Annotated in this window: 18 protein-coding genes; 14 read left to right on the forward strand and 4 right to left on the reverse strand. The window is 43.4% G+C overall.

Translation table 11 applies throughout. The features are described 5' to 3' along the window. The first annotated feature begins 336 nt into the window (after nt 1-336). A complete protein-coding gene (gene lanM, locus I4V44_RS09605) occupies nt 337-2,781 on the forward strand; it encodes a type 2 lanthipeptide synthetase LanM (protein ID WP_420314748.1) in 2,445 nt (814 codons plus the stop codon). A 52-nt stretch (nt 2,782-2,833) separates the two neighbouring features. Here lanM and I4V44_RS09610 read toward each other — a convergent pair whose 3' ends face one another. After that, the gene (locus I4V44_RS09610; RefSeq protein WP_196002664.1) at nt 2,834-3,358 is read right to left on the reverse strand and encodes an RNA polymerase sigma factor; all 525 of its coding nucleotides are present in this window, start codon (nt 3,356-3,358) and stop codon (nt 2,834-2,836) included. Nucleotides 3,359-3,659: 301 nt separating this feature from the next. Between I4V44_RS09610 and I4V44_RS09615 the strand changes: the two genes are divergently transcribed. After that, nucleotides 3,660-3,899 carry a BhlA/UviB family holin-like peptide gene (locus tag I4V44_RS09615; protein WP_055060199.1) on the forward strand — a complete coding sequence of 80 codons (240 nt, stop codon included), beginning with the start codon at nt 3,660-3,662 and terminating at the stop codon, nt 3,897-3,899. A gap of 574 nt (nt 3,900-4,473) precedes the next feature. Further along, nucleotides 4,474-6,588, forward strand: a complete 2,115-nt coding sequence (locus tag I4V44_RS09620) for a hypothetical protein (RefSeq protein WP_243280259.1) — start codon at nt 4,474-4,476, stop codon at nt 6,586-6,588. A 22-nt stretch (nt 6,589-6,610) separates the two neighbouring features. On the opposite strand, the gene I4V44_RS09625 is transcribed toward I4V44_RS09620, so the two are convergent. Continuing rightward, a complete protein-coding gene (locus tag I4V44_RS09625; protein WP_118613786.1) occupies nt 6,611-6,799 on the reverse strand; it encodes a hypothetical protein in 189 nt (62 codons plus the stop codon). Between the two features lie 527 nt (nt 6,800-7,326). Here I4V44_RS09625 and I4V44_RS09630 point away from each other — a divergent pair. The 5 genes from I4V44_RS09630 to I4V44_RS09650 all read left to right on the forward strand — a co-directional run bounded on the left by I4V44_RS09630 (nt 7,327) and on the right by I4V44_RS09650 (nt 15,124). After that, nucleotides 7,327-8,043: an ABC transporter ATP-binding protein gene (locus I4V44_RS09630; RefSeq protein ID WP_330610629.1), complete on the forward strand. Its 717-nt coding sequence runs from the start codon at nt 7,327-7,329 to the stop codon at nt 8,041-8,043. Between the two features lie 9 nt (nt 8,044-8,052). After that, nucleotides 8,053-11,829: an FtsX-like permease family protein gene (locus I4V44_RS09635; protein ID WP_196002673.1), complete on the forward strand. Its 3,777-nt coding sequence runs from the start codon at nt 8,053-8,055 to the stop codon at nt 11,827-11,829. Nucleotides 11,830-12,203: 374 nt separating this feature from the next. Continuing rightward, nucleotides 12,204-13,040, forward strand: a complete 837-nt coding sequence (gene licT / locus I4V44_RS09640) for a BglG family transcription antiterminator LicT (protein ID WP_196002674.1) — start codon at nt 12,204-12,206, stop codon at nt 13,038-13,040. A gap of 41 nt (nt 13,041-13,081) precedes the next feature. Further along, the gene (locus tag I4V44_RS09645) at nt 13,082-13,567 is read left to right on the forward strand and encodes a PTS sugar transporter subunit IIA (RefSeq protein ID WP_118136656.1); all 486 of its coding nucleotides are present in this window, start codon (nt 13,082-13,084) and stop codon (nt 13,565-13,567) included. Nucleotides 13,568-13,657: 90 nt separating this feature from the next. Continuing rightward, nucleotides 13,658-15,124 (forward strand): PTS transporter subunit EIIC, encoded by a 1,467-nt coding sequence (locus tag I4V44_RS09650; RefSeq protein WP_196002666.1) that lies wholly within the window; start codon nt 13,658-13,660, stop codon nt 15,122-15,124. A 272-nt stretch (nt 15,125-15,396) separates the two neighbouring features. Here I4V44_RS09650 and I4V44_RS09655 read toward each other — a convergent pair whose 3' ends face one another. Beyond that, the gene (locus tag I4V44_RS09655; RefSeq protein ID WP_055057287.1) at nt 15,397-15,747 is read right to left on the reverse strand and encodes a fibronectin type III domain-containing protein; all 351 of its coding nucleotides are present in this window, start codon (nt 15,745-15,747) and stop codon (nt 15,397-15,399) included. A 112-nt stretch (nt 15,748-15,859) separates the two neighbouring features. On the opposite strand from I4V44_RS09655, the gene I4V44_RS09660 reads away from it, so the two are divergent. After that, nucleotides 15,860-16,576, forward strand: coding sequence for a GntR family transcriptional regulator (locus tag I4V44_RS09660; protein ID WP_055057288.1), 717 nt, complete (start codon nt 15,860-15,862; stop codon nt 16,574-16,576). Nucleotides 16,577-16,653: 77 nt separating this feature from the next. Here I4V44_RS09660 and I4V44_RS09665 read toward each other — a convergent pair whose 3' ends face one another. Continuing rightward, nucleotides 16,654-17,721 carry a DegT/DnrJ/EryC1/StrS aminotransferase gene (locus I4V44_RS09665; RefSeq protein ID WP_196002667.1) on the reverse strand — a complete coding sequence of 356 codons (1,068 nt, stop codon included), beginning with the start codon at nt 17,719-17,721 and terminating at the stop codon, nt 16,654-16,656. Nucleotides 17,722-18,003: 282 nt separating this feature from the next. Here I4V44_RS09665 and nikB point away from each other — a divergent pair, with 282 nt between their 5' ends. The 5 genes from nikB to I4V44_RS09690 are packed head-to-tail and all read left to right on the forward strand — an operon-like array spanning nt 18,004 to nt 23,503. Continuing rightward, the gene (gene nikB / locus I4V44_RS09670; protein WP_118569094.1) at nt 18,004-18,951 is read left to right on the forward strand and encodes a nickel ABC transporter permease; all 948 of its coding nucleotides are present in this window, start codon (nt 18,004-18,006) and stop codon (nt 18,949-18,951) included. Nucleotides 18,952-18,965: 14 nt separating this feature from the next. Beyond that, complete coding sequence (locus I4V44_RS09675) at nt 18,966-19,865, forward strand: ABC transporter permease (protein ID WP_118569095.1); 900 nt, start codon at nt 18,966-18,968, stop codon at nt 19,863-19,865. 20 nt (nt 19,866-19,885) lie between these two features. Beyond that, nucleotides 19,886-20,869, forward strand: coding sequence for an ABC transporter ATP-binding protein (locus I4V44_RS09680; protein WP_118569096.1), 984 nt, complete (start codon nt 19,886-19,888; stop codon nt 20,867-20,869). A 1-nt stretch (nt 20,870) separates the two neighbouring features. Beyond that, nucleotides 20,871-21,848 carry an ABC transporter ATP-binding protein gene (locus I4V44_RS09685; RefSeq protein ID WP_118569097.1) on the forward strand — a complete coding sequence of 326 codons (978 nt, stop codon included), beginning with the start codon at nt 20,871-20,873 and terminating at the stop codon, nt 21,846-21,848. A gap of 59 nt (nt 21,849-21,907) precedes the next feature. Beyond that, a complete protein-coding gene (locus I4V44_RS09690) occupies nt 21,908-23,503 on the forward strand; it encodes an ABC transporter substrate-binding protein (protein ID WP_118569098.1) in 1,596 nt (531 codons plus the stop codon). Nucleotides 23,504-23,548: the final 45 nt, after the last annotated feature.

Here is a 23,548-nt window from a genome sequence, read left to right on the forward strand (position 1 = left end):
CTTTTAAAACCCCTTCCGGCAACGGAAAGGTCTTTACTGGAGGCAAAAGTCCCTCCTGTAAAGCGTAGAACCTCATGTGTTTATGCAGATCTGAGGAAACTCCATTCAGAAATGGAACTCTTAAAAGCAGCATAGATACAGGCAGATATACAGCGGACTACCTGTAATGTGGAAACCAGCCATATCTGGCATGGAAAAAGCACATAACTGTGCAGACCTAAGTTACAGGCGTATCCGCCGATATTTAGTCTGACGCCTAAAGCGTCCGGAAGCACGTGACTTTAGCCATGTGAGGTTCACTTAAAAAATAACTCTATCCAGAGAGCAGAATGTGAAATCAGGAAATCTCTTTATGCAGAAAAAGAACAGATACAAAAAATATTCTGTGATGGAAGAAAGTTTTCCGGGACTGTGGGAATTTACATGTCGAAAGGCGATACACACAGAGGAGGACGAAGTGTGGCGAAGGTAGAATTGGATAATGGAACAATTCTGTACTATAAGCCACATAGTCTTGATAAGAATATAAAATATCAGGAACTTTATAACTATTTATGCAGAAAAACAGGAATTTCCTGCAGGACGGTACAATATTTATCTCATGATTCCTATGGATGGGAAGAAAAAATTGAGAATATTCCCTGTAAAAACGAAAGTGAGGTGGAGCATTATTATTTCAGAATGGGCATACATCTGTTTTTGGGATATGCCCTTGGAGCAACAGATCTTCATGGTGAAAATATTATCGCACATGGAGAATATCCTGTGATTATCGATATGGAGACATATCCGGGATATTTAAAACAACAATCAGAAAAAGACGGAAGTAGTGTAGAAGAAAAAATAAACAAAAGTACAGAAATAAAATTGGCAAATTCGGTTATACATACAGGAATGCTCCCTGTTCTCACATGGGGCAGAGGAAACAGCAGAGTTCTTATAAGTGCAATGGGAACAGAGGAAAAGATAAAAACGCCGTTTAAACTTCCTGTGGTAAAGGATGATAAAACATCTGATATTCACATAGAATATGAACCTGTGGAAATGCAGATAAAGGAATGCATTGTAAGACTAAATGATCAGGTTATCAATGCGGCAGATTATACGGAATGCATTATCAGAGGATTTTGCAGGGCGTACATGGTGACAATGGCAGATAAGAAAGTGGAGGTGATGTTGTCCGGCTTTTTTGACGGACGTTCCAGAGTTGTACTGCGGCATACCCAACAGTATGCAATGTATCTTATGGCTTCGTTTCATCCGGATTATATGAAGTCAAGAGAATGCAGGAAAGCTCTTTTGAATGTGATTCACAAAGAGGGGGAATCTTCTTTTATGAAAGAGATTCATGATTATGAAATTGACAGCCTTCTGGAAATGGATATACCCTGCTTTGAGATTGATGCGAACAGCAGATCTGTTTATGATGGAAATGGCGGAGAACATAAAGAATATCTGCCCTGTACTCCTTATGAGTCATGGCGAATGCATATGAAGCAGATGAGTTACTCTGATATGGAATGTCAGTGTGATTATATCAGGCTGTCCATGGAAATGCTGAAGGCATCTGATGGAAAGAAAAAGATGTTTCCGACCAGGATAAAGGGATATGACACAGATAAAGAGCGCAAAATATACAGTCAGATCAGAAAGATAGTTCATCGAATCTGCAGCAGAGCAATTATCCGGGAACAGAGTGTTGGCTGGACAGGACTGCAATTCTGGGATAATGGTCACTGGAACCTCAGATCAGGTGGAATCTATTTATATGATGGAATATCGGGGACAGTCTTGTTTCTTGCAAAATATCTTCATGATTTTGAAGAAAAGAATGCAAGTGCAGAAGAAATTTATCATCTTGCTGTTTTGAGATTGAAAGCTTATACAGATGAAATACACAAAAAACAGATTTATGATAAAAATCTTCTGACAGGTATTGTAAATGGAGAAAGCTCGGTGGTATATACCTATCTTTATCTGTTTAAACTTACAGGAAAAAGAGTGTGGATGATTTATGCGGAAAAGCATTTCAGCATTATTGAGAGGGTATGGAAAGAAGATTCACAACTGGATTATCTGAGCGGAAATGCCGGAGCTATTGTAATGGCAGTAATGTTATATAAAGAAACCGGAAATCTGAAATATTATGAAATAGCGGCAGATATGGAAAAAGATTTGTGGAAGAAAGGACAGGAAACCGGAAATGGATACGGATGGAGATTAAAAGGAACAGACGGACCGCTGGCTGGAATGTCTCATGGCAACAGTGGATTTATGATGGCTTATGCAGCGTTGTATGAATGTAATCATAAAGTGGAATATGCTGATAAAATACAGCTTTTGCTGAGATATGAGGATTCTTTGTACTCAGAGAAAGCCGGAAACTGGAAGGATTTACGAGAGAGTTCAGGGGAAAGCTTCATGAATGCATGGTGCCATGGGGCGCCGGGAATCCTGCTTTCACGAATGAAACTGGAAGAGCTGTTTCCTGAGGATATGCAGATTAAAAAAGACAGGTTAAATGCTGCAGACTCTTTGTTTTATGGAGAACAGGATGAAAAAATTTGTCTGTGTCATGGGATGTCCGGGAATTTACTTATTATGAAGAAGTATCTTCGAAAATATGGTAATAAAAAAATGAAGGAGCAATATGAGGCGTTATGTGACTGCCTTTTATTTCAACTGGATCACCCGGCAAAAATATCTGGGACAGAATATCTGAATCTGGCTTTTATGAATGGCATTTCCGGTACGGGAATGGCATTAATGGAAATTTTATGAAAACTAAGGGAACACCTGCAGACTGTAAATTTATGGTCAGCAGGTGTTTCTTTTATTTGTTTTCGGAAATATATTTGAGAATTAGTTTCTTCTTCATCCGATTGACGTACTGGCGGGACAGCTTCAGTTTCCGGGCAATCTGGGCATCGCTTTTATCCTGATAAAAGTACATGGACAGAATTTTTCTCTGGACACTGTCCGAAGGGTAAGAGTTGATATATGCGGTTACATCATAATAGGTGTCATCAAAACTGTCGGGAGCCTGTAATGAAACAGAACAAGAATCAAAATCATCTTTTTCAGGTTCGGAAAGACAACTGCGGCAAAGGGAACGATATCTGTTTTCGACAGAGGTCTGCATGTATCTGATACATTCACCTTCTGAGGATGAAGAACTTAAATATGGCAATGTCTTTAACAAAGTAAGATACAATTCCTGTGTGGAATCTTCACGTTCCATGCAGTGAATCCGGGATGCATATCCTTTCACAAGCGGTTCCATACGTTTGAGAATTTCACTGTCTGAATCTGGGATACCATTTTGACAATTTTGGATAAGTTCTGTCAGTGTTTTCATAGGTATCTACCTCCTTTTTAGGGGAAGTAGTAAGAAAACTGCTGATCAGAAACTAAAAAAGAAAAAAATTATGAGTTTACAAATGGAAGAGAAAAAACTCTTTATTAAGTGAGTTTGCAAATTCAAATTAATGATAAGAGGAGAAAAAATATATGGTAAAAAGAGATTGGTAGAATAATTGTAGAGAATAAAACTGTGCCTTAAATTGGAACGGTAATAATAAGACCAGAAAAGACTTTTAGTGGATGGAATATAGAAAAAAATGCGTAATAAAAGAAGATTAAGAGGAGGGAGGTGAACTATGGAAACAACGGTTATGAATGTGGCAGTTTCGCATGGAATCTGGGCAGTGCTGGCGGTATTTCTTTTGGTTTATATTGTGAAATCAAATGAAAAACGAGATGAGAAACAGGAAGAGCGGGAAAAAAATTATCAGTCTGTAATAGAGAAACTGACAGAGAAATTAGAGATTTTACATCAGGTACAAAGTGATTTATCAGAAATCAAAGAGAATCTTTTTGGTAAGCATAAGCAGGAGTAAAAATTCAGGTATAAAATTGTCAAGGGAAAATTTATTCTTTGAGGTTTGCAAAGCTGAAATTAAGAACTCTTTATCAAGTAGAATTTGCAAATTCGAAAAAATATAAATTTCAGGAGGAAATGAATATGGCAGGTACAATGTCAGAAAAGAAATTTATATGTTTGTGGATATACAATGGGAAATAATGTGAAATCAGATATTGTTGTATTATCAAAAACAGGTAAAGTAAAAAATAGATATCGTCTTTCTGAGCCTCAGTATGGAATTACATATTTTGGAAAATCAGTAAAATGATATGAGTTCATTTTAATGAATAAATGGCATGAGGATGAAGGCGGCATTGAAAGTGAAAAAATCTTTTTGATAAAATAGGAAAAAGAAATAGAAGCTCTCTCTACAAAATGAATGTCACAGTGGGGAGGGCTTTTATCATTCAGGCAAGAAAACAGATTAATCCGATATACAGGCAAAAACACTCATGCCCATTAGAATACGTTTTATTCTATAATTACAGATGTTCATATAAAAGGTGGTATACTATAATAATAAATATCATTGAATGGAGGAAAAAGAGATGAAAGAATACAAGGTTATAACAGCACTTTTTTTGTCAGCAGTAATGCTGGGTACAGCTCCATTAACCGTATGGGGAGCGGAGAGTTTTTCGACAGGGGAATCTTTCAGTGATGGAACAGAAAATATTCCTGACATAGTAACAGATTCGGCTCTGTCTGGTGAATCTTCTGAAAGAGACTATGAGTTAAGCATAGAAACAGGTACGGATGTAGAGCTTACAGAAAGTGATTTTTATGATCCGGAATTTCGTGTAGAGAAATATGTGAAAGTCAGAAATTCAGGAAAAAAAGAAACAAGAGTCCGGGTAGATGCTTCTGGTCTTAAGAATTTTGAGGTAGATGATCAGATGGCAAAGTGGTCAGAGGATTATGAGGAACAGGATTCCAAAAGACTGCTGAAGCCGGGAGAAACTCTGGACTTTTTTGTACTGCCAAAGCAGGAATACGGAACATATGATGAAACGTTTGATTTCCTTGCAGATGACGGAAGCAGATATCCGGTTCATATCACAATGAACAGAGAGAAGAACCCAACGGAAAAGAAGAGTCTGGAAATTACCGAAAAATCTTCCGAGAGTTTCCCGATAATGCACTGGGGATATAAGACACTTCCGGAAGCCAGAATTTATGTTCTAAAAAATTTTACGGACATGAATATGGAACTGTCTTTCGATTACAGCAAAGACTGTAGTGTATCATTATCCGGAAATACCAGTCTGGCACCTGGAGAGAGTACAGAACTGAGCCTTTGTCCGCAGATGGGACTGCCAGTTGGAGAACATGATCTTGGAGTGACAGTGACTGCGAAAACAGCGACAGGAGATACTATAACAAAGAAGATTTGGGATTCTTTCAGAGTAGATTCAAGGACATTTCAGGGACTGGTGGATACCATTGAACCTGTGACCGGAATTACCAATGGCGTAGAAAAAACTGCTGATGCTTTACATTTGCCATCGGTTCTTAAAGTCTATGGTGCTGAAGTGGATGGAGAAAAAACGACATTTTCTGCCGATGTAAAATGGGATGTGGAGAATTGCGCATATAACCCGAAAAATACGGCGTCTCAAAGTTTCACAGTTAACGGACAATTGGAACTGCGTGAAGGTGAAAACAATGAAGAGCTGGATACGTCTGTAAAGATAAAGGTACAGGTGGATGCGTACAAGGCGTTGAACAGACCGGTGATTGATCCGACATGGACCAGAGTGATCACAAATTATGCAGAACTTTCTTTAAGAGATATTTCTAATGAAGCAGACGGATATTTTTTTGTAGCAGCAGAATCTCAAAAGGAACTGGAAAAAGGAAATTATATCGCACAGGTGAAGGTCGCAAAATCTGAACTGAATCATTATCCTAAACTGAAATATATTCCTGAAGGGACGCATTATCTCTATTGCAGGGCATATAAAGAGGAAAGTGGTCATACGGAGAAATATGGTGAATGGTCTGAAGGATTTCTGTTAAAGGTAAATATAAAGACACCAAATGCACCTGTGGTTCAGAAACTACAGGTGAAGAAAAATGATGTTAAAATTATCCTTGGCAGTAATACAGAAGAACTGGATGGTTATGATGTTGTTGCTGCCAGAAGTAAAGACGGGGATGAGCCATCAGATTATATAAAGGTACAATGCAGATATTCAGGAAACAGCAAGGAACTCATTCTAAAAGGAGTACCGAAAGGAAACTGGTATATTGGTGTACATGGCTATAAATATCTGGATGGATCAAATAAAAAAGTACTGAGTAAGTGGGCGGAAGTTCAAAAAGTAACGGTAAAGACAAGCCTTGTAACAGGAAAACCAGCTGTTAAATCGGCAAAGGTTTCCAGACAGGGAACAAAAAGAAAAGTAACGGTGAAGTTTACTGTACCAAAAGCCTGTGACGGAACGGACTGGGTACTGGCAAAGAAAGTATCTCAATCTGAAGATGGAAGTTATACATATGTCAGCGGTTATGCTTATACTAAGAAAAATCAGACGAAAACTACAGTCATTTTTAAAAATGTAAAACCTGGAGTTTATTATCTTACAGGACGTGCTTATGTAAAAGGATATGCAAAAAATTATACGAAATGGTCAGAGGTAAAGAAAGTAGTTGTGAAGTAGAAAAGTGATTTAGACCAGAAATTTAATTTTTTTCTGCATATATATCAAAAAAGAAGGTGTTGTTTGTCAGAATAAATAATCCAAAGGAAGTATGGTAGTATTTATTCTGCAACTGTGTGGTATAACCAAAACCTGAGTTTACGACTGTGAATGTACATTCTGCATCAGATTCTTTCCAGTTTACAACACTGAAAGTTAATGTTCCTGGCATAATTTTTGCCTCCTTTAAATTTTTTGAATTTGCAAATTCACTATATAAAGATGCTGCTTTTGGTGATTTGTAAACCATAAGTGTGTATATGAGCATGATTTTTTTCTTTCATGCGGAAATTAGGTAAGAATAAAAATAAAGATTCGAGGTCAGATGATGCATGTTTATTCCTTTTTTATATTTTCGGCATCAGTTTAATGTAAAATAATAACGGGTAAAGAAGATATAAGATGTTCTGGTACATACAATTAAGAAGAAAGGAAGCTTGTGCTGTGCATAGTCAAAATGATGAACCGCCTGAGATGATCAGGCGGTTTTGGAATATCTGGATTTTTTATGAATATTTTATTTTTAATTACAGGTATAATGTGTTACAATAAATATAACCATTAAGACTACCAGGCAGGTCAGAATTTGACCTGCCTGTAAATAAATACGGAAGTAAATCGGGGTCAAAAGAATCGTTAATAATTCTAACAAAATAAAATTACCGGTGTAGCAAAAATAAAATTACAGGGGAAATGCGGATGAGTGAGATGACAGATGCATATGTAAAACTGGATAAGGTTTCCAAGATATATGGAACCAAAGAAGTAAAGATCGTTGCAGTAGATGAGATCAGCTTTGAGATTGCCAAGGGAGAGTTTGTAGTGATCGTTGGTCCCAGCGGTGCGGGCAAGACGACAGTGCTGAACATTCTTGGGGGTATGGATCAGGCTACCAGCGGAGAGGTTCTGGTGGATGGAAGGAATATTGCCAGATATAACAGCAGGCAGCTTACCAGTTATCGGAGAAATGATATTGGATTTGTATTCCAGTTCTATAATCTGGTGCCCAACCTTACAGCACTGGAGAATGTAGAACTGGCACTGCAGATATGTAAGAATCCGCTGGATGCCAGGGAGGTTCTGGAGGAAGTGGGACTGAAGGACAGACTGACCAATTTCCCGGCACAGCTTTCCGGTGGTGAGCAGCAGAGAGTTTCCATTGCCAGAGCACTGGCGAAGAATCCCAAGCTGTTGTTGTGTGATGAGCCCACAGGTGCACTGGACTACCAGACTGGTAAGGCAATCCTTAAACTTTTGCAGGATATGTGCAGGGATCGTGGAATGACAGTGATCGTCATTACCCATAACTCGGCGCTGACACCTATGGCAGACCGTGTGATCAAGATCAAGAACGGCAAGGTTTCCAGGATGACGATGAATGACCATCCTACACCGATTGAGGAGATAGAATGGTAGGTGATTAGTATGAAAGCAATGCATAAAGATTTCTGGATGGAGATACGCAAGAGCAAAGCCAGATTTATTTCCATATTTATGATCGTTGCTCTGGGAGTTGCGTTTTTCTCCGGGATACAGGCCTCATCACCGGATATGCGCTTCTCAGGCGATGCCTATTATGATGAAACCAATCTTATGGATATCAAAGTAGTGGGAACTCTGGGACTGACGGAGGATGATGTAGCTGCCATTAAGCAGGTGGACGGAGTAGAGAATGCAGAGGGCGCCTATGGTACAGATGTAATGTGTGGAGAAGGCGAGAAGCAGAAGGTACTTCATGTGGAAGCTGTGGATCAAACCATGAACCGGATCTCAGTGACAGAGGGAAAAGCTCCGGAAAAAAGCGGAGAGATTTTTCTTGACTGTATTTTTGCTGAGAGCAATGGATATAAGGTGGGTGATCAGATTACCCTGAAAGAGGGCGGAGACAGCGAACTGTTGAAAAAGACAGATTACACAGTTGTAGGTTTAGGAGAGAGTCCGCTTTACATATCCTATAATCGCGGAAATTCCACTCTGGGTTCCGGTGAGGTTAATGGATTTGCCTATGTGCTCCCTGAGGATTTTGGCCAGGAGGTTTATACACAGATCTATGTGCAGGCTCATGGGGCACAGGATCTGATCAGCTATACAGATGCTTATGATTCCCTGATAGAGCGAGTGCAGGAGCAAGTGGAGGGGATTGAGGCAGAACGGTGCCAGGTTAGATATGATGAGATTGTAGAGGAAGCTAATGACAAGCTTGCAGATGCCAGACAGGAACTTGAAGACGGCAAGAAGGAGGCTGATGAGAAGCTTGCGGATGCCAGAAAAGAATTGGAGGATGGCGAAAAGAAGTTAAAAGATGGCAAGAAGGAATATAAGGATGGCAAGAAAAAGCTTGCAGACGCAAAAAAGGAACTGGAGGACGGAAAAGCCCGGCTTGCAGATGCAAAGAAGGAGTTAGAGGACGGCAGATCCCAGCTTGCCAGTGCGAAAGAGCAGATTGCCAGTGGCAGAGCACAGATCGCATCTGCAAAGGAACAGCTGAATGCCGGATGGGCGGAGGTTTCCGAAAACCAGGCAAAGCTTGATGATGGAAAGGCTCAGCTTGAGGATGGCAAGAACCAGTTAAGTGCCGGTGAGAAGAAGATTGCAGATGCAAAGACGCAGCTTACCCAGAGTCAGCAGGAACTTGACAATGGCAAGGCGCAGATCCAGTCAGGCAGAGAGCAGATTGCAGCAACCAGACAGGATTTAAATGCCAAAAAGGAAAGCTGCAATCAGGGACTTGCGCAGATTGAGCAGCAGGAGGCCGGACTTGCAGAAGGAGAGGCTCAGCTTGAGGGTGCCAGAAGTCAGCTTGCAGCATTGCAGGCACAGTATGAGCAGGCACAAGCTTCAGGCACATATTCCGAGGAAGACCTGGCGGCTCTGGCAGCACAGGTTTCCGCTTATCAGGAGCAGGTGGACAGTCAGGCAGCCCAGCTGGAAGCATCCAGAAACCAGATCGCAGCAGCAAGAAGTGAACTGGAGAGTGGTTTAAGCCAGGTGGAGAGCGGACTGGCCCAGCTTGATGCAAAGGAAGCAGAACTGAACCAGCAGGAGGCCGCATTTCCCGATGCCCAGGCAAAGATTGATGCAGGATGGAAAGAGGTGAAGGCTCAGGAGAAGAAGCTGGAACCAGCCAGAAAAGAGATTCAGGAAAAAGAAGCCCAGCTTGAGTCAGCACAGGAACAGATCGATGCTGCAAAAGCAAAACTAAATTCCAGCCAGGCTCAGTTAGAGGAGAAGGAGGCAGAACTTGCTTCAGGAGAAGCACAGATCCGGGAGAATGAAGGGAAGCTTGCTTCCGGCGAGAAAGAGATTGCCGACAATGAACAGAAGCTGAGGGATGGAGAGAAAGAAATCTCAGAGAACGAACAGAAGCTGAAGGATTCCAGAAAGGACATCAAAAAAGCTGAGAAGGATCTGGAAGAAGGTAAAAAAGAATACGAAGACGGAAAGAGGGATGCAGAGAAAGAAATCGCAGACGGTGAGAAGAAAATTCAGGATGCTCAGGATGAGATCGATGATATCAGTATGCCGGAATGGATGGTAACGGACCGCAATGATCTGCCGGAATATTCAGATTATGGGGATAATGCAGACAGAATGAGAAGTATCGGACAGGTTTTCCCTGTTATCTTTTTCCTGGTGGCTGCACTGGTAAGTCTGACTACCATGACACGAATGGTGGAGGAACAGAGAACCCAGATTGGTACAATGAAGGCTCTGGGATACGGCAAGTATGCGATTGCATCCAAATATCTGCTGTATGCCTTTCTTGCCACAGTGGGAGGCAGTATCCTGGGAATTCTGATCGGAGAGAAGATCCTGCCTTTGGTTATTATTAACGGGTATGGCATTATGTACAAGGGCATGATGAACAATATCCAGATCCGTTATGAGTTTAAATTTGCAATGATAGCAGCAGGTGCGGCAACTGTGTGTACCGTCGGAGCCACCATTTTCTCCTGTTACAGGGCACTGGCGGAAACTCCGGCATCACTGATGCGTCCTCCTGCTCCCAAAGAGGGTAAGAGAATCCTGCTGGAACGGATCCCGCTTTTCTGGAAGCACTTGAATTTTACATGGAAATCTACACTGAGAAACCTTTTCCGATATAAAAAACGTTTCTTTATGACAATTTTCGGTATTTCGGGAAGTATGGCGCTGATGCTGGTAGGCTTTGGACTCAGAGATTCCATTATGGATATTGCCAGACGGCAATATCAGGAGCTTCAGCATTATACAGGAACGATTATTGATGATGAGGATGCAACAGATAAGGAGAGACAGGAGCTGGATGAGTTTCTGAAAAATAACAGTCAGATTGAGAGATATACCCATGTGCAGTTTACCAAGATGAGTGTTCCCAGAAATAAATCCAATATCAGCGTATATGTTTATGTGCCTGAGAATCTTGAGACCTTTAATAAGGATGTAACTCTTCAGGACAGAAAGACAAAAGAGAAGTATAAGCTGACGGATGCAGGTACAGTGATCAGTGAGAAGACGGCAACCCTGACAGGACTGAAAGTGGGGGACAGCATGACCATCACAAAGGATGGGAAAAATTATGAGACAAAGATCGCAGCAGTGACAGAGAATTACATGGGACATTATATTTATATGACAGGAAATGTCTATGAACAGATCTTCGGGGAGAAGCCTGACTATTCTGCAACTGTGTTCACAGTAAAAGAGGAGTACAAAGAATCAGAATCTGAGGTGGGAAATGAGATCCTGAAGTATCCGGCTGCGTTAAGCATCAGCTATACCAGCAGTCTGGAGGCTCAGCTTCACAGAATGCTTGGAGCATTGGATACGGTAATCATAGTGCTGATCATTTCTGCGGGAATGCTTGCTTTCGTGGTTCTGTATAATCTGAACAATGTCAATATTACGGAACGCCAGAGAGAACTGGCAACCCTGAAGGTGCTGGGATTCTATGATGCTGAAGTTTCTGCCTATGTGTACAGGGAGAATGTTATCCTTACCTTCATCGGCGTACTGGCAGGAGCTGTATTCGGAATCTTTTTGCACAGGTATATTATCCGTACTGTGGAAGTGGATGCGGTTATGTTTGGAAGAAATATCAATCCTGTCAGTTTCCTGTACTGCGGACTGCTGACAATTGGATTCTCCATGATCGTAAATCTGTTTATGCATCAGAAATTAAAGAAGATTGACATGGTAGAATCCCTGAAAAGTGTGGAATAAACGATTTGCCGCTTTATTGCAGGAAAGAAGAAATAGAAAAATACAGGATAAAATGTGAAATATATCAGATAAAACACAAAGAAGAATGAAAATACAATAGCGATTTTTGACAAAATAAAAAAGTGGGGTTGACGTATTTTTGTAACTTTGTTATAGATGGCTTTATCAATTAAAAACATACGGATTGTTACTGTTAGGAAGGCAAAACCAGAATCTATGGCTGAGAAAATCAGTCTGTAAATTCTGGTTTTTTTATGTTACAGGGAAATTACTTCGTAATGTTCCTGTAAGCAGGATTCTTTCTTGTTACGTTACAGGGAAATTACTCCGCTGTCAGGAAACATATCGTTTGGAAAAGGAAAGACATGGATAATATCATAATTGAAAAAGTGATCAATAACAATATTATCTCGGCATATGAGAAATCCGGTGCAGAAGTAATCGTGATGGGACGTGGAATCGGTTTCAAAAAGAAACAGGGAGAAGTGGTTCCTGCTGACCAGATCAGTAAAATCTTTCGCATTAAAAGCCGGACACTGACGGAACAGTTCAAGGAGCTGCTGGCCAATATGCCGCTGGAACGAGTGAGGATTTCAGACGAGATCATCTCTCATGCAAAGGATCATCTGAAATTAAAACTGAATCAGAGCATTTATGTGACGCTGACGGATCATATTAATTTTGCAATTGAAAGAGTGAGCCAGGGAATAGAACCGCAGAATGCATTATTGTGGGAAATCAAGCGCTTTTATCCTCAGGAATTTCAATTAGGAATCTATGCGTTGGAGCTGATCCATGACAGACTTGGTATTCTTCTGCCGGAGGATGAAGCAGGATTTATTGCTCTTCATTTCGTAAATGCAGAATATGGTACAGATATCCGGGATGCAGTGAAATTTCCGGATCAGATGCAGGCAATTGTGGATATTGTGGAACGTGATCTGGGAATACTGTTGGACGAATCATCTTTACATTATGAGCGCTTTATGACACATATCAAGTTTCTGATACAGCGGATTTACCGGAAGGAGCTACTTTCCAGCGAGGACAGAGAGCTGTCCCTGTTGATGCAGCGGAAATATCCCAGGGAATATCAATGCAGTGTAAAGGTTGCGGAATATATCATGCAGGCAACCGGCAGCAGATTGTCTGAGGAAGAAATCATGTATCTGGCTGTGCATATCCGCAGAGTTACTACTATAGATTTATAAAATGATAATTATAAATGTAAAAAAGAAGGAGGCTTTTAAGCATGTTTGATTTTTTTAAGAAGAAAAAGACACCTGAACTGATCATCGGATCTCCGGTGAAGGGGAAGACAGTTCCTCTTTCCAGTGTAAATGATCCGACCTTCAGTGAGGGGATGCTGGGAAAGGGTGCGGCAATCCTTCCGTCCGACGGAAAAATTTATGCGCCTGCAGACGGAACAATTGAAACACTGTTTGATACCCTTCATGCATTCAGTCTTTCTACGGCTGATGGTGTGGAGATTCTGGTCCATGTGGGTCTGGATACAGTCAAAATGGGCGGTGACGGATTTACAGGTCATGTACATTCCGGTGATGCAGTGAAGAAGGGAGATCTGATTCTGGAGATTGATCTGGAAAAGGTCAAAGCTGCAGGATATGATACCAGTACACTTGTTGTTATCTGTAATACAGATGACTATGGAGATGTCCGGGGACTGGATAACAAAGAGGTACAGCCCGGTGATGATGTGATCGTGATCACAAAATAATAATCATGTATTTTTCCCGGGGGTATCCGGGTAAAAATAAATAAAAGGGGATTTGAAAGAGTAAATCATTCTATCTAAGGAGGAAAAAGTATGAAGTATTTACAGAAATTAGGAAAAGCCCTGATGTTACCGGTAGCTTGTCTTCCAATCTGCGGTATCCTCATGGGTATTGGTTATTTACTTTGTCCTGCAAGTATGCAGGGTGGTGATATCACCGGATTTGGTCCGATGGTTGGTATTTTCCTTGTAAAAGCCGGTGGTGCCCTGATCGATAATATGGCACTGTTATTCGTAATCGGCGTAGGTGTGGGTATGTCAGATGACCACGATGGTACAGGCGGTCTTGCAGCCCTTGCTTCCTGGCTTATGATCACAACACTGTTAAGCACAGGATTTGTTACAACACTGTTTCCATCTATCGCAGACAATGCAGACAAAACACTGGCATTTAACAAAATTGCCAACCCATTTATCGGTATTCTTGCAGGTGTGATCGGATCTAGCTGTTACAACAAATTCAAAAGCACAAAATTACCGGACTGGCTTTCTTTCTTCAGCGGCAAACGTTGTGTAGCCATCATCGCAGGTGTTGTATCTATTCTCGTATCCGTAGTGTTACTGTTTGTATGGCCGATCCTCTTCGGTGCACTGATTTCCATCGGTAATGCAATTGCCGGAATGGGAGCTCTTGGAGCTGGTATTTATGCATTCCTGAACAGACTTTTAATTCCTACAGGTCTGCATCACGCATTAAACAATGTATTCTGGTTTGATACAATCGGACTTGGCGACCTGACTCATTTCTGGGCAGGTGAGACATCTGCAGATGTAAGCTGGAGCCTTGGAATGTATATGTCCGGTTTCTTCCCATGTATGATGTTTGGTATTCCTGGTGCAGCTCTGGCAATGATCCAGTGTGCAAAGGACAATAAGAAAAAAGTTGCTATTGGTCTGGTAGCTTCCGCAGCAATCTGTTCATTTATCTGTGGTGTTACAGAGCCGTTCGAATTTGGTTTCATGTTCCTGGCTCCTGGACTTTATGTTATTTATGCATTATTATATGGTATCTTTACATTTGTCACAGTATTATTAGGATTCCGTGCAGGCTTTTCATTCTCAGCAGGTGCAACAGACCTTCTGTTCTCCGCATCTCTGCCTGCAGCACAGAAAACATTGCTGATCATTCCTCTGGGAATCGCAGCATTCATCGTATTCTATGTAGTATTCAGATTTGCAATCCTTAAATTTGATCTGAAGACTCCTGGAAGAGAAGATGATGATATGGATGAGACAACTGTAAAACTTGCAAACGATAACTTTACAGAAGTTGCAAAAATTATCTTAGAAGGTGTTGGCGGAAAAGGAAACGTTGCATCTATCGATAACTGCATTACAAGACTTCGTCTGGAAATCAAAGATTACACAGCTGTTGATGAAAAGAAAATTAAATCAGCCGGTGTTGCCGGTGTGATCAGACCTGGTAAAAATTCTGTTCAGGTTGTAATCGGTACGAAAGTTCAGTTCGTAGCAGATGAGTTTAAAAAGCTCTGTAAATAATATAGCAGATAAAATCCCTTTTTACAAAAAAGACCGCATTCATTGCGGCCTTTTTTCAATGGAAAAATACTCTGTGATTTTATGTTTTTGATCAAATTGATTATTGTATTCCAGAATGTGATGTTTATTCATCAGCTTCTGAAATTTCTCTGGTAAATTGTTCTGGGAATACCAGGTACCGTCTGTATTACATACGGCACCGATTCCAATGATCGGAAGCTTGTCTTTCGTCCTGTTCCACTGTTTCTGATTTCCAGTATGGCTATTTTATATTATTTTGCTTTAATTTTCAATACCTTTGAATAAGAACTGTATGCTTTGACATAGCTGTTGGTATCCTTTACATAACTGCGGATACGGAAGTAGTAGGTTTTACCCTTTTTCAGGGATTTCAGGGTATAGCTTCCATTGGAATCTCCGGATAACTTCAGGCGTTTATAGGCACCCTTGGCACTGGTTTTGTACTCGATCACATATCTGGAATATCCATTTTTGTAGTTGGTAGGATAACCGGTCCATTTTAACTGGATTCTGCCTTTGGATAAAGCAGTAGCCTTCAGACCGGTTACCTTTACAGAAGTTGCCACCGTGCAGGCGATTTGGTCTTTTCCACCGGAAAGCATACAAAAAGCACAAATACAGGAAAAAAGTATTGTTAAACATTGACAGAACAACAAAAAGGTTGTATCATACAGAGAGACATTAGTCCTCATTACAAGGGCAGGGGATAAATATATGAAAAATGGCGAAAAAAAGATACTGTCGGAGAAGGTTGCAGATATGCTGCGGGCAAAAATCATAAACGGCGAGCTGCAGGCAGACAGCAGGATTATTGAGAGTGATGTTGCAAAATGTATGGAGGTCAGCAGGGGACCGGTGCGGGAGGCATTGAAAATTCTGGAATTTGAAGGTCTGGTGACCTACGAATCCAATAAGGGTTGCCGCGTGACGAATCTGTCTATGGAGGATGCCTATGAGGTATTCTTTCTGCGGGGCAATCTGGAAATCATGGCTCTTCGCCAGGCGGGGGGAAGGCTGCCGGATACCAGCCTTTTAACCATGAGAAGCTATCTGGAGGGGATGGAGCGCGCCCAGAAGGATAAGAATCTTCTGCAGATGGTGCAGATGGATGAGCTGTTTCACAGAGAAATCGTCAGCGCGGGGAATATGAAGCGTCTGGTACGGATGTGGGAGAGCTTAAGCCCGTTAAACGGCGCCATGTTTTTGAAGGTCAATGATACCTTTGAGTTGCGTGAGGGAGAGACTGCGGAGGAAATCTTCGGCAATTACCGGCGCGGGGATAATTATGAGGCTCATAAGCTTCTGCTGGAGAAGCTCAGCGGCATTGATTTGGAGAGCGCAGTGCTGTGCCTGAGAAATCACTATGTACAGACCGGAGAGCGGATATATAAAATCGAATCGAGAAGGAGACTTCTGAAGAAGACACTTTAAAAAAAAGGACACGGTCACTTAAAAAAAGCGGCGGTGTCCTTTTTAAGTTAAATGCGGAAGATCAATATCCTGCGGTGTTAAAAGTCCTTAAGCACCCGGCAGATATATGCCATGTCCTCGGCGGTATATCTCTGGTCGCAGGGGATGGAGATCACATGGTCATAAATATAGGCACAGTCCGTATGTCCTTCCAGATTGATATAGGGACCCACCGGCCAGTAGGAGGTGGCGTGGATGCCGTTTTGGCTCAGGTATTCCTTAAATTTTCCGCGGTCTGCGGCGTAGAGGGTGAAGTGGCTTGGTACGGTGGCATCGTCCAGGTAAGGGAATACAATGGTGTAGGCATCGGATTTCGGACAGTGCTCCAGCATATAGCGATAGTTCTCCCGGCGCTGCCTTTTGAGAGCGTCAAAATCATAATATTCGATAATGTCCACTGATTCGGAATCGGAGCCGTGGATATCGTAAACCTTACGCAGAAGCAGCTCGGCATCCCAGAGAAGTCTGGAGGCGTCCTCGGATACGGAGGCAGCCACGGTGTCCGGATGACGGAAGGCATCGGTCTTTACCGCCAGGCCCTGACGGCGCATGTTCAGATGGACCTCGTGGGGAGGAAGAATCAACGGAGTGAAGCTGCCGGTTTTCTTGATGGCAAAGCCGCCGCAGGAAACGCCCAGCCACTTGCGCATGCTTCCCACAACGTAGGTGCATCCCTCGTAAATGCCGTCCGCGGAGAAAATGGAGTGGGTGGTGTCCTCGATGATACAGATGCCGCGCTCCTCACATTTCTTCAGAAATTCCCGGTCATAGCCGGAAAAGCCGTAATAACCGCAGATGGATATCAGATGAATCTTATCTAGCACCGATTCATCGAAAATCGGTATCATATCTTTGGTGAAATCATAGAAAATAAGCTCATAGCCTGCCTTGACGAAGGGGTCAATGACAGTTTCGCAGGTATAAAGGGGGACATACGCTACCGGATGGGGCTGTTGTTTTTTGAAATCCTCCAGTGCCAGATAGTTGGCACAGCGTCCGGACATCAGGAAACGCAGATCGCCTTCCGGCGGACAGAGCCCATCAAGATAGTGATTTTTGTTGTCTGGTTCTTCAATGTAAGGAAAATATCCTCCAATTTCTCTCATAAATGCCTCCTGTGCAATTTGCTCAAAATGTGTATTTCTAATAATTGCATTATAGCACAAATATGCCAAGGTGTAAAATGGATTGTTGACAATATAATTAAAATGAAAATAATTACATAAAATAATTGACAAAATCCGAATTTGTTACTATAATGATTTAAAGCAATGGCGCAGATAGGGTGAATGTGCCATTTTTTTTTAGGAAAATGTTTTCCGGGGCAGGACATATGTGTTTTGCTATTGGAACATTTTCACAAGAATTTACAAGAGGAGGAACAAAAGATGTACAAATATATCTTGAAGAGACTACTGATGATGATCCCAGTGCTCCTGGGTGTTACATTCATCGTATTTTTCATCCTGAATTTATCACCGGGTGATCCGGCTGCAATGATTCTCGGAGATCAGGCATCTGAGGAAGCCCTGGAGATGAAGAGAGAAGAGCTGGGACTCAATGACCCGCTGCTTGTCCGTTACGGCAGATACGTTGTCAACATGGTACAGGGAGACCTGGGAACATCCTATAAGAATGACTTAAGTGTATGGGATCAGGTTATGGAGCGTTTCCCAAATACGGCAGTACTGGCGGTGGCAGGTATTCTGGTGGCCCTGATAATCGGTATCCCCACAGGCATCATTTCGGCGAAGAAGCAGTATTCCGCTGTGGATAATGTGTCGATGGTGCTCTCGCTGATCGGTGTTTCCATGCCGAACTTCTGGTTTGGTCTTCTGGTGGTTATTGTCTTTGCTCTGAATCTTGGCTGGCTGCCTTCTCAGGGTATGGGAGAGGGTGGAGTCGAGCTGCTTAAGAGCCTAGTGCTTCCGGCACTGACCCTTGGAACTGGCTGTGCGGCAACCATTACCCGTATGACCCGTTCGTCCATGTTGGAGGTTATTCATCAGGATTACATAGATACGGCGAAAGCAAAGGGTGTATCCGAGCGTACCATCACCTTCCGTCATATGCTCAAAAACGCTCTGATTCCCATCGTTACGGCAGTCGGTCTGCAGTTTGGTACACTGCTTGGCGGCGCCATGCTGACGGAGACCGTATTCTCCTGGCCGGGACTGGGACGACTGATGGTCGATTCCATTAAGTCAAAGGATATTCCGATGGTTCTCGGCTCGGTTATCTTCATGGCGGTCATGTTCTCCATCGTCAACCTGATGGTAGATATCATATACGCCTTCGTAGACCCGAGAATCAAATCACTGTATAAGAAGAAATAAGGAGGAGTATCCAGATGAGTAAAGCAAAAAAAGTCCAGTCATCCTCCCAACAGCGTACTTTATGGCAGGAGACCTGGAGACGTTTTAAGAAAAACAAGTTGGCGGTTGCGGGAATGATTTTCCTGATAGCACTGGTTGTCATTGCCATTGCCACCATTATCATTGATGCGGTGAATCCGTCTATTTATGAGACTTATGTTATTAAGCAGAACCTAAGAGAGCGTCTTGCACCACCGAGTGCGGCGCATATTTTCGGACAGGATGAGTTCGGAAGAGATATGCTGATACGTATTCTCTGGTCGATTCGCTCCTCTTTGTTTATGGGAGCTCTATCCATTGCACTCTCCTGTATCGTCGGAGGTCTGTTCGGAGCCATTGCCGGCTATTACGGCGGCAAATTAGATAACGTTATCATGCGTATCATGGACGTTTTTCTGGCAATTCCTTCCATGCTGCTGGCTATCGCCATCGTAGCGGCTTTCGGAACCAGCCTGGTGAACGTGCTGCTGGCCATCGGTATTTCCTATGTGCCGACCTTTGCCAGAACCGTCCGCGCGCCGATTCTCACCGTTAAGGGACAGGATTATATTGAAGCGGCAAAGGCTGTGGGTGCCAGTGATTTCCGTATTATTTTCAAATACATCCTTCCGAACTCCATGGCGCCGATTATAGTACAGGTAACCCTTGGCGTGGCAGGTGCGATTCTTTCCATCGCCGGTCTGTCATTCCTGGGACTTGGTATTCAGCCACCGACACCGGAGTGGGGCGCGATGCTTTCCGGAGCAAGAAGCTATATCCGAAGCTCCTGGCACATCACCGTTATTCCGGGACTTGCAATTATGCTGACCATCCTTGCACTGAATGTCATGGGTGACGGTCTGCGTGACGCATTAGACCCGAGACTGAAGAATTAATCGGAAAGGTGGAAGAAGACATGTCAGATATTTTATTAGATGTAAAAGACCTGGTCATTCATTATGAGACCGATGACGGTCTGGTACAGGCATTAAACGGTGTCAGCCTGCAGATTCATACAGGCAAGACACTGGGACTGGTGGGAGAGACCGGCGCAGGCAAGACCACCCTTGCAAAGGGTATTATGCAGCTGGTGCCCAATCCTCCGGGAAAAATCAAGGGCGGAGAGGTTTTCTATGACGGAGAGGATCTGCTGAAAAAAAGTGTTCAGGAGATGCGCAAGGTCAGAGGAAAACAGATTTCCATGATTTTCCAGGATCCAATGACATCCCTGAATCCGGTTATGACCGTTCGAGACCAGATTATGGAGGTTATTTTGCAGCATAATAAGCTTTCCAAGGAAGAGGCTGTCAAAAAAGCGGATGAGATGCTGGAGCTGGTCGGTATCCCCGCAGCCCGCGGCAGAGAATATCCCCATCAGTTTTCCGGCGGTATGAAGCAGCGTGTAATCATCGCCATTGCTCTTGCATGCCAGCCGAGGCTTCTGATTGCCGATGAGCCGACCACAGCGCTGGATGTTACCATTCAGGCACAGGTGCTGGATCTGATTCAGAATCTGAAAAAGAGAGATAATACCTCTATGTTGCTGATTACCCATGATCTGGGTGTTGTGGCACAGACCTGTGATTATGTGGCGATTATGTATGCCGGGGAAATCGTGGAATACGGTACACTCCGCGAGGTTTACAAGGATATCCGCCATCCCTACACCAAGGGACTGATGGCATCCATCCCGAACCTGGTAGAGCAGGTAGAGCGTCTCCAGGCCATCGACGGACTGATGCCGGATCCGACCAATCTGGCCAAGGGCTGTAAGTTTGCAGACCGCTGTAAATATGCAACCGCTGCCTGTATGGAGAAGGTGCCTGAGATGAAGTCTGTGGGCGGAGAGCACATGGTACGCTGCATTTTGCCGGAAGCCACGGAAGTAAAGGAGCATTGATATGGAAAATCAGAACAAAGAACTGCTGAAGGTGGAACACCTGAAGAAATATTTTAATACTCCCGGAGGTGTCCTTCACGCGGTGGACGATGTATCCTTCAGTATCCGCGCGGGAGAGACATTAGGCGTGGTTGGAGAGTCCGGCTGCGGAAAATCCACCATGGGAAGAGCCATATTAAGACTGCATGAGCCGACCTCCGGTAAAGTATATTTTGAAGGAAATGACATTCTTTCCTATGATAAGAATAAGATGAAAGAATTAAGAAGGGAAATGCAGATTATCTTTCAGGACCCCTTCGCATCCCTGAACCCGAGAATGACTGTCAGCGAGGCGATTATGGAGCCCCTGCTGATTCAGAAGATTTACGACAAGAAGGATAAGGAAGGACTTCAGAAAAGAGTCCATGAGCTGATGAATCTGGTAGGTCTGGCAGAGCGTCTGACCAACTCCTACCCCCATGAGCTGGACGGCGGAAGAAGACAGCGTATCGGAATTGCCCGTGCACTGGCATTGAGGCCCAAATTCATCGTATGCGATGAGCCGGTTTCCGCTCTGGACGTGTCCATTCAGGCACAGATTCTGAACCTGATGCAGGATTTGCAGGATGAGCTGGATCTGACCTATATGTTCATTACCCATGACCTATCGGTTGTAAAGCATTTTTCTAACCAGATTATGGTTATGTACCTGGGACAGATGGTGGAGATGGCGCCCACAGAGGTGCTCTTTAAGAATCCGGTACATCCCTATACAAAAGCACTCTTGTCAGCGATTCCCATTCCGGATCCGGATTATCCGATGGAACGAATTATGATGAAGGGTGAGATTACTTCCCCCATTGACCCGGAGCCGGGATGCCGTTTTGCAAAGCGCTGTCCTTATGCGACGGAGGTGTGCGGCAGTCCGGATATCCATCTGACAGAGGTGGAGCCGGGACATTTCGTATCCTGTATGCGAATCGGGGAGTTTGGTAAATAAGTACACGAAAGTCAGAAAAATGGCTTTTATGTAAATAGAGGAAAGAAAAGGAGAAAGCTATGAAAAATCATGTGAGAAAAGCACTGGCGCTGTTACTGGCTGCTACTATGGCAGTTTCTATGACAGCATGCGGCGGCGGAAAAAAGGATGATGGCGCTGCAAAACCAAAGGAAGACGCTGTGGCAACAACGGAAGAAAGCACACAGGAGAGCGCAGGCGGCTACAAAGACACGATTGTCTGGGGACAGGGCGCTGACGTAACCTCCATGGACCCGCATCAGGGAAAAGAAACACCGTCAGTTCAGGTAACAAACAATATTTTTGATACTCTGACCATCGTTAACCCTGAGACCAATGAGGTTGAGCCGCAGATTGCAGAATCCTGGGAGCAGACCGATGATAAGACCTACGTATTCAAGATCAGAAAGGGAATCAAGTTCCATGACGGTTCTGACCTGACAGCAGAGGACGTTAAATTCTCTCTGGAAAGAGCCATCAACTCTGCCGCAGTTTCTTACGTAGTCGACTTTATTGATACGGTAGAAGTAAATGATGACTACACCGTAACCGTAACAACCGATGCTCCATACGCACCGACTCTTAGAAACCTGGCAGTACCGTTTGCCGCCATCGTTCCGAAGGCAGTTGTGGAAGCTGACGAAGAAGGCTTCAAGACCAATCCGGTTGGTTCCGGCCCATACAAATTCGTTGAGTGGAAACAGGGTGACTCTGTGAAGCTGGAAGCATTTGACGATTACTATGCAGGCGCTCCGGCAACAAAGTACCTGCAGATGAAGGTTATCCCGGAAGCAGCTCAGAGAACCATCGCTCTGGAAACAGGCGAAATCGACCTGGCTTATGATATCATTGCAAATGACAAAGACAAAGTTGCAGACAATGCAGACTTACAGCTTCTGGAAGCTCCGTCACTGTCCTGCTATTATGTTACCATGAACATGAAACAGAAACCTTTTGATGATATCCGTGTTCGTGAAGCAATCAACCTGGCAATCGACCGTCAGTTACTGGTAGATACCATCATCAACGGTGCAGGTCAGGTGGCAGATGCTATCATCGCACCGGCAGTATTCGGCTACAGCAGCCCGGGAGCATACGAATATGATCCTGAAAAAGCAAAAGAGCTTCTTGCAGAGGCCGGCTATGCAGACGGATTTGACACAAGCATCTGTGTAAACGACAACCAGGAACGTACAGAGGCATGTCAGGCAATCCAGGCTATGCTTGCAGAGGTTGGAATTAACTGTGAAGTAGAGGTTATGGAATTCGGAAGCTTCATCGACAAGACATCTGCCGGAGACTTTGACATGGGATTCATGGGATGGGTAACATCTACCATCGATGCTGACTATACCTATTACTCTCTGGAGCACTCCTCTCAGCAGGGAGCTGCAGGAAACCGTTCCTTCCTTGCAGATCCGGATGTTGACAAATTAGTTGAGGAAGGACGTTCCAATACAGATTCTGCAGCCAGAGAAAAGATCTACGCAGATCTGGCAGTAAAATTAAAAGAAATCAACAACAACGCTCCTCTTTACTACAGCAGTATCTTAGTAGGCGCAAGCAACAAGGTAGAGAACTTCGTGGTCGACCCAATCGGATACCACAAGCTGGATCAGGTTAAAGTTGCCGAATAATTGAATTAAGAAATGAGTGGGGGTGTCTTATTTTAGGACATCCTC

It is taken from the genome of Blautia sp. 1001283B150304_161114_C9, from assembly GCF_015668165.1.
Classification (GTDB): Bacteria; Bacillota; Clostridia; order Lachnospirales; family Lachnospiraceae; genus Blautia_A; species Blautia_A wexlerae.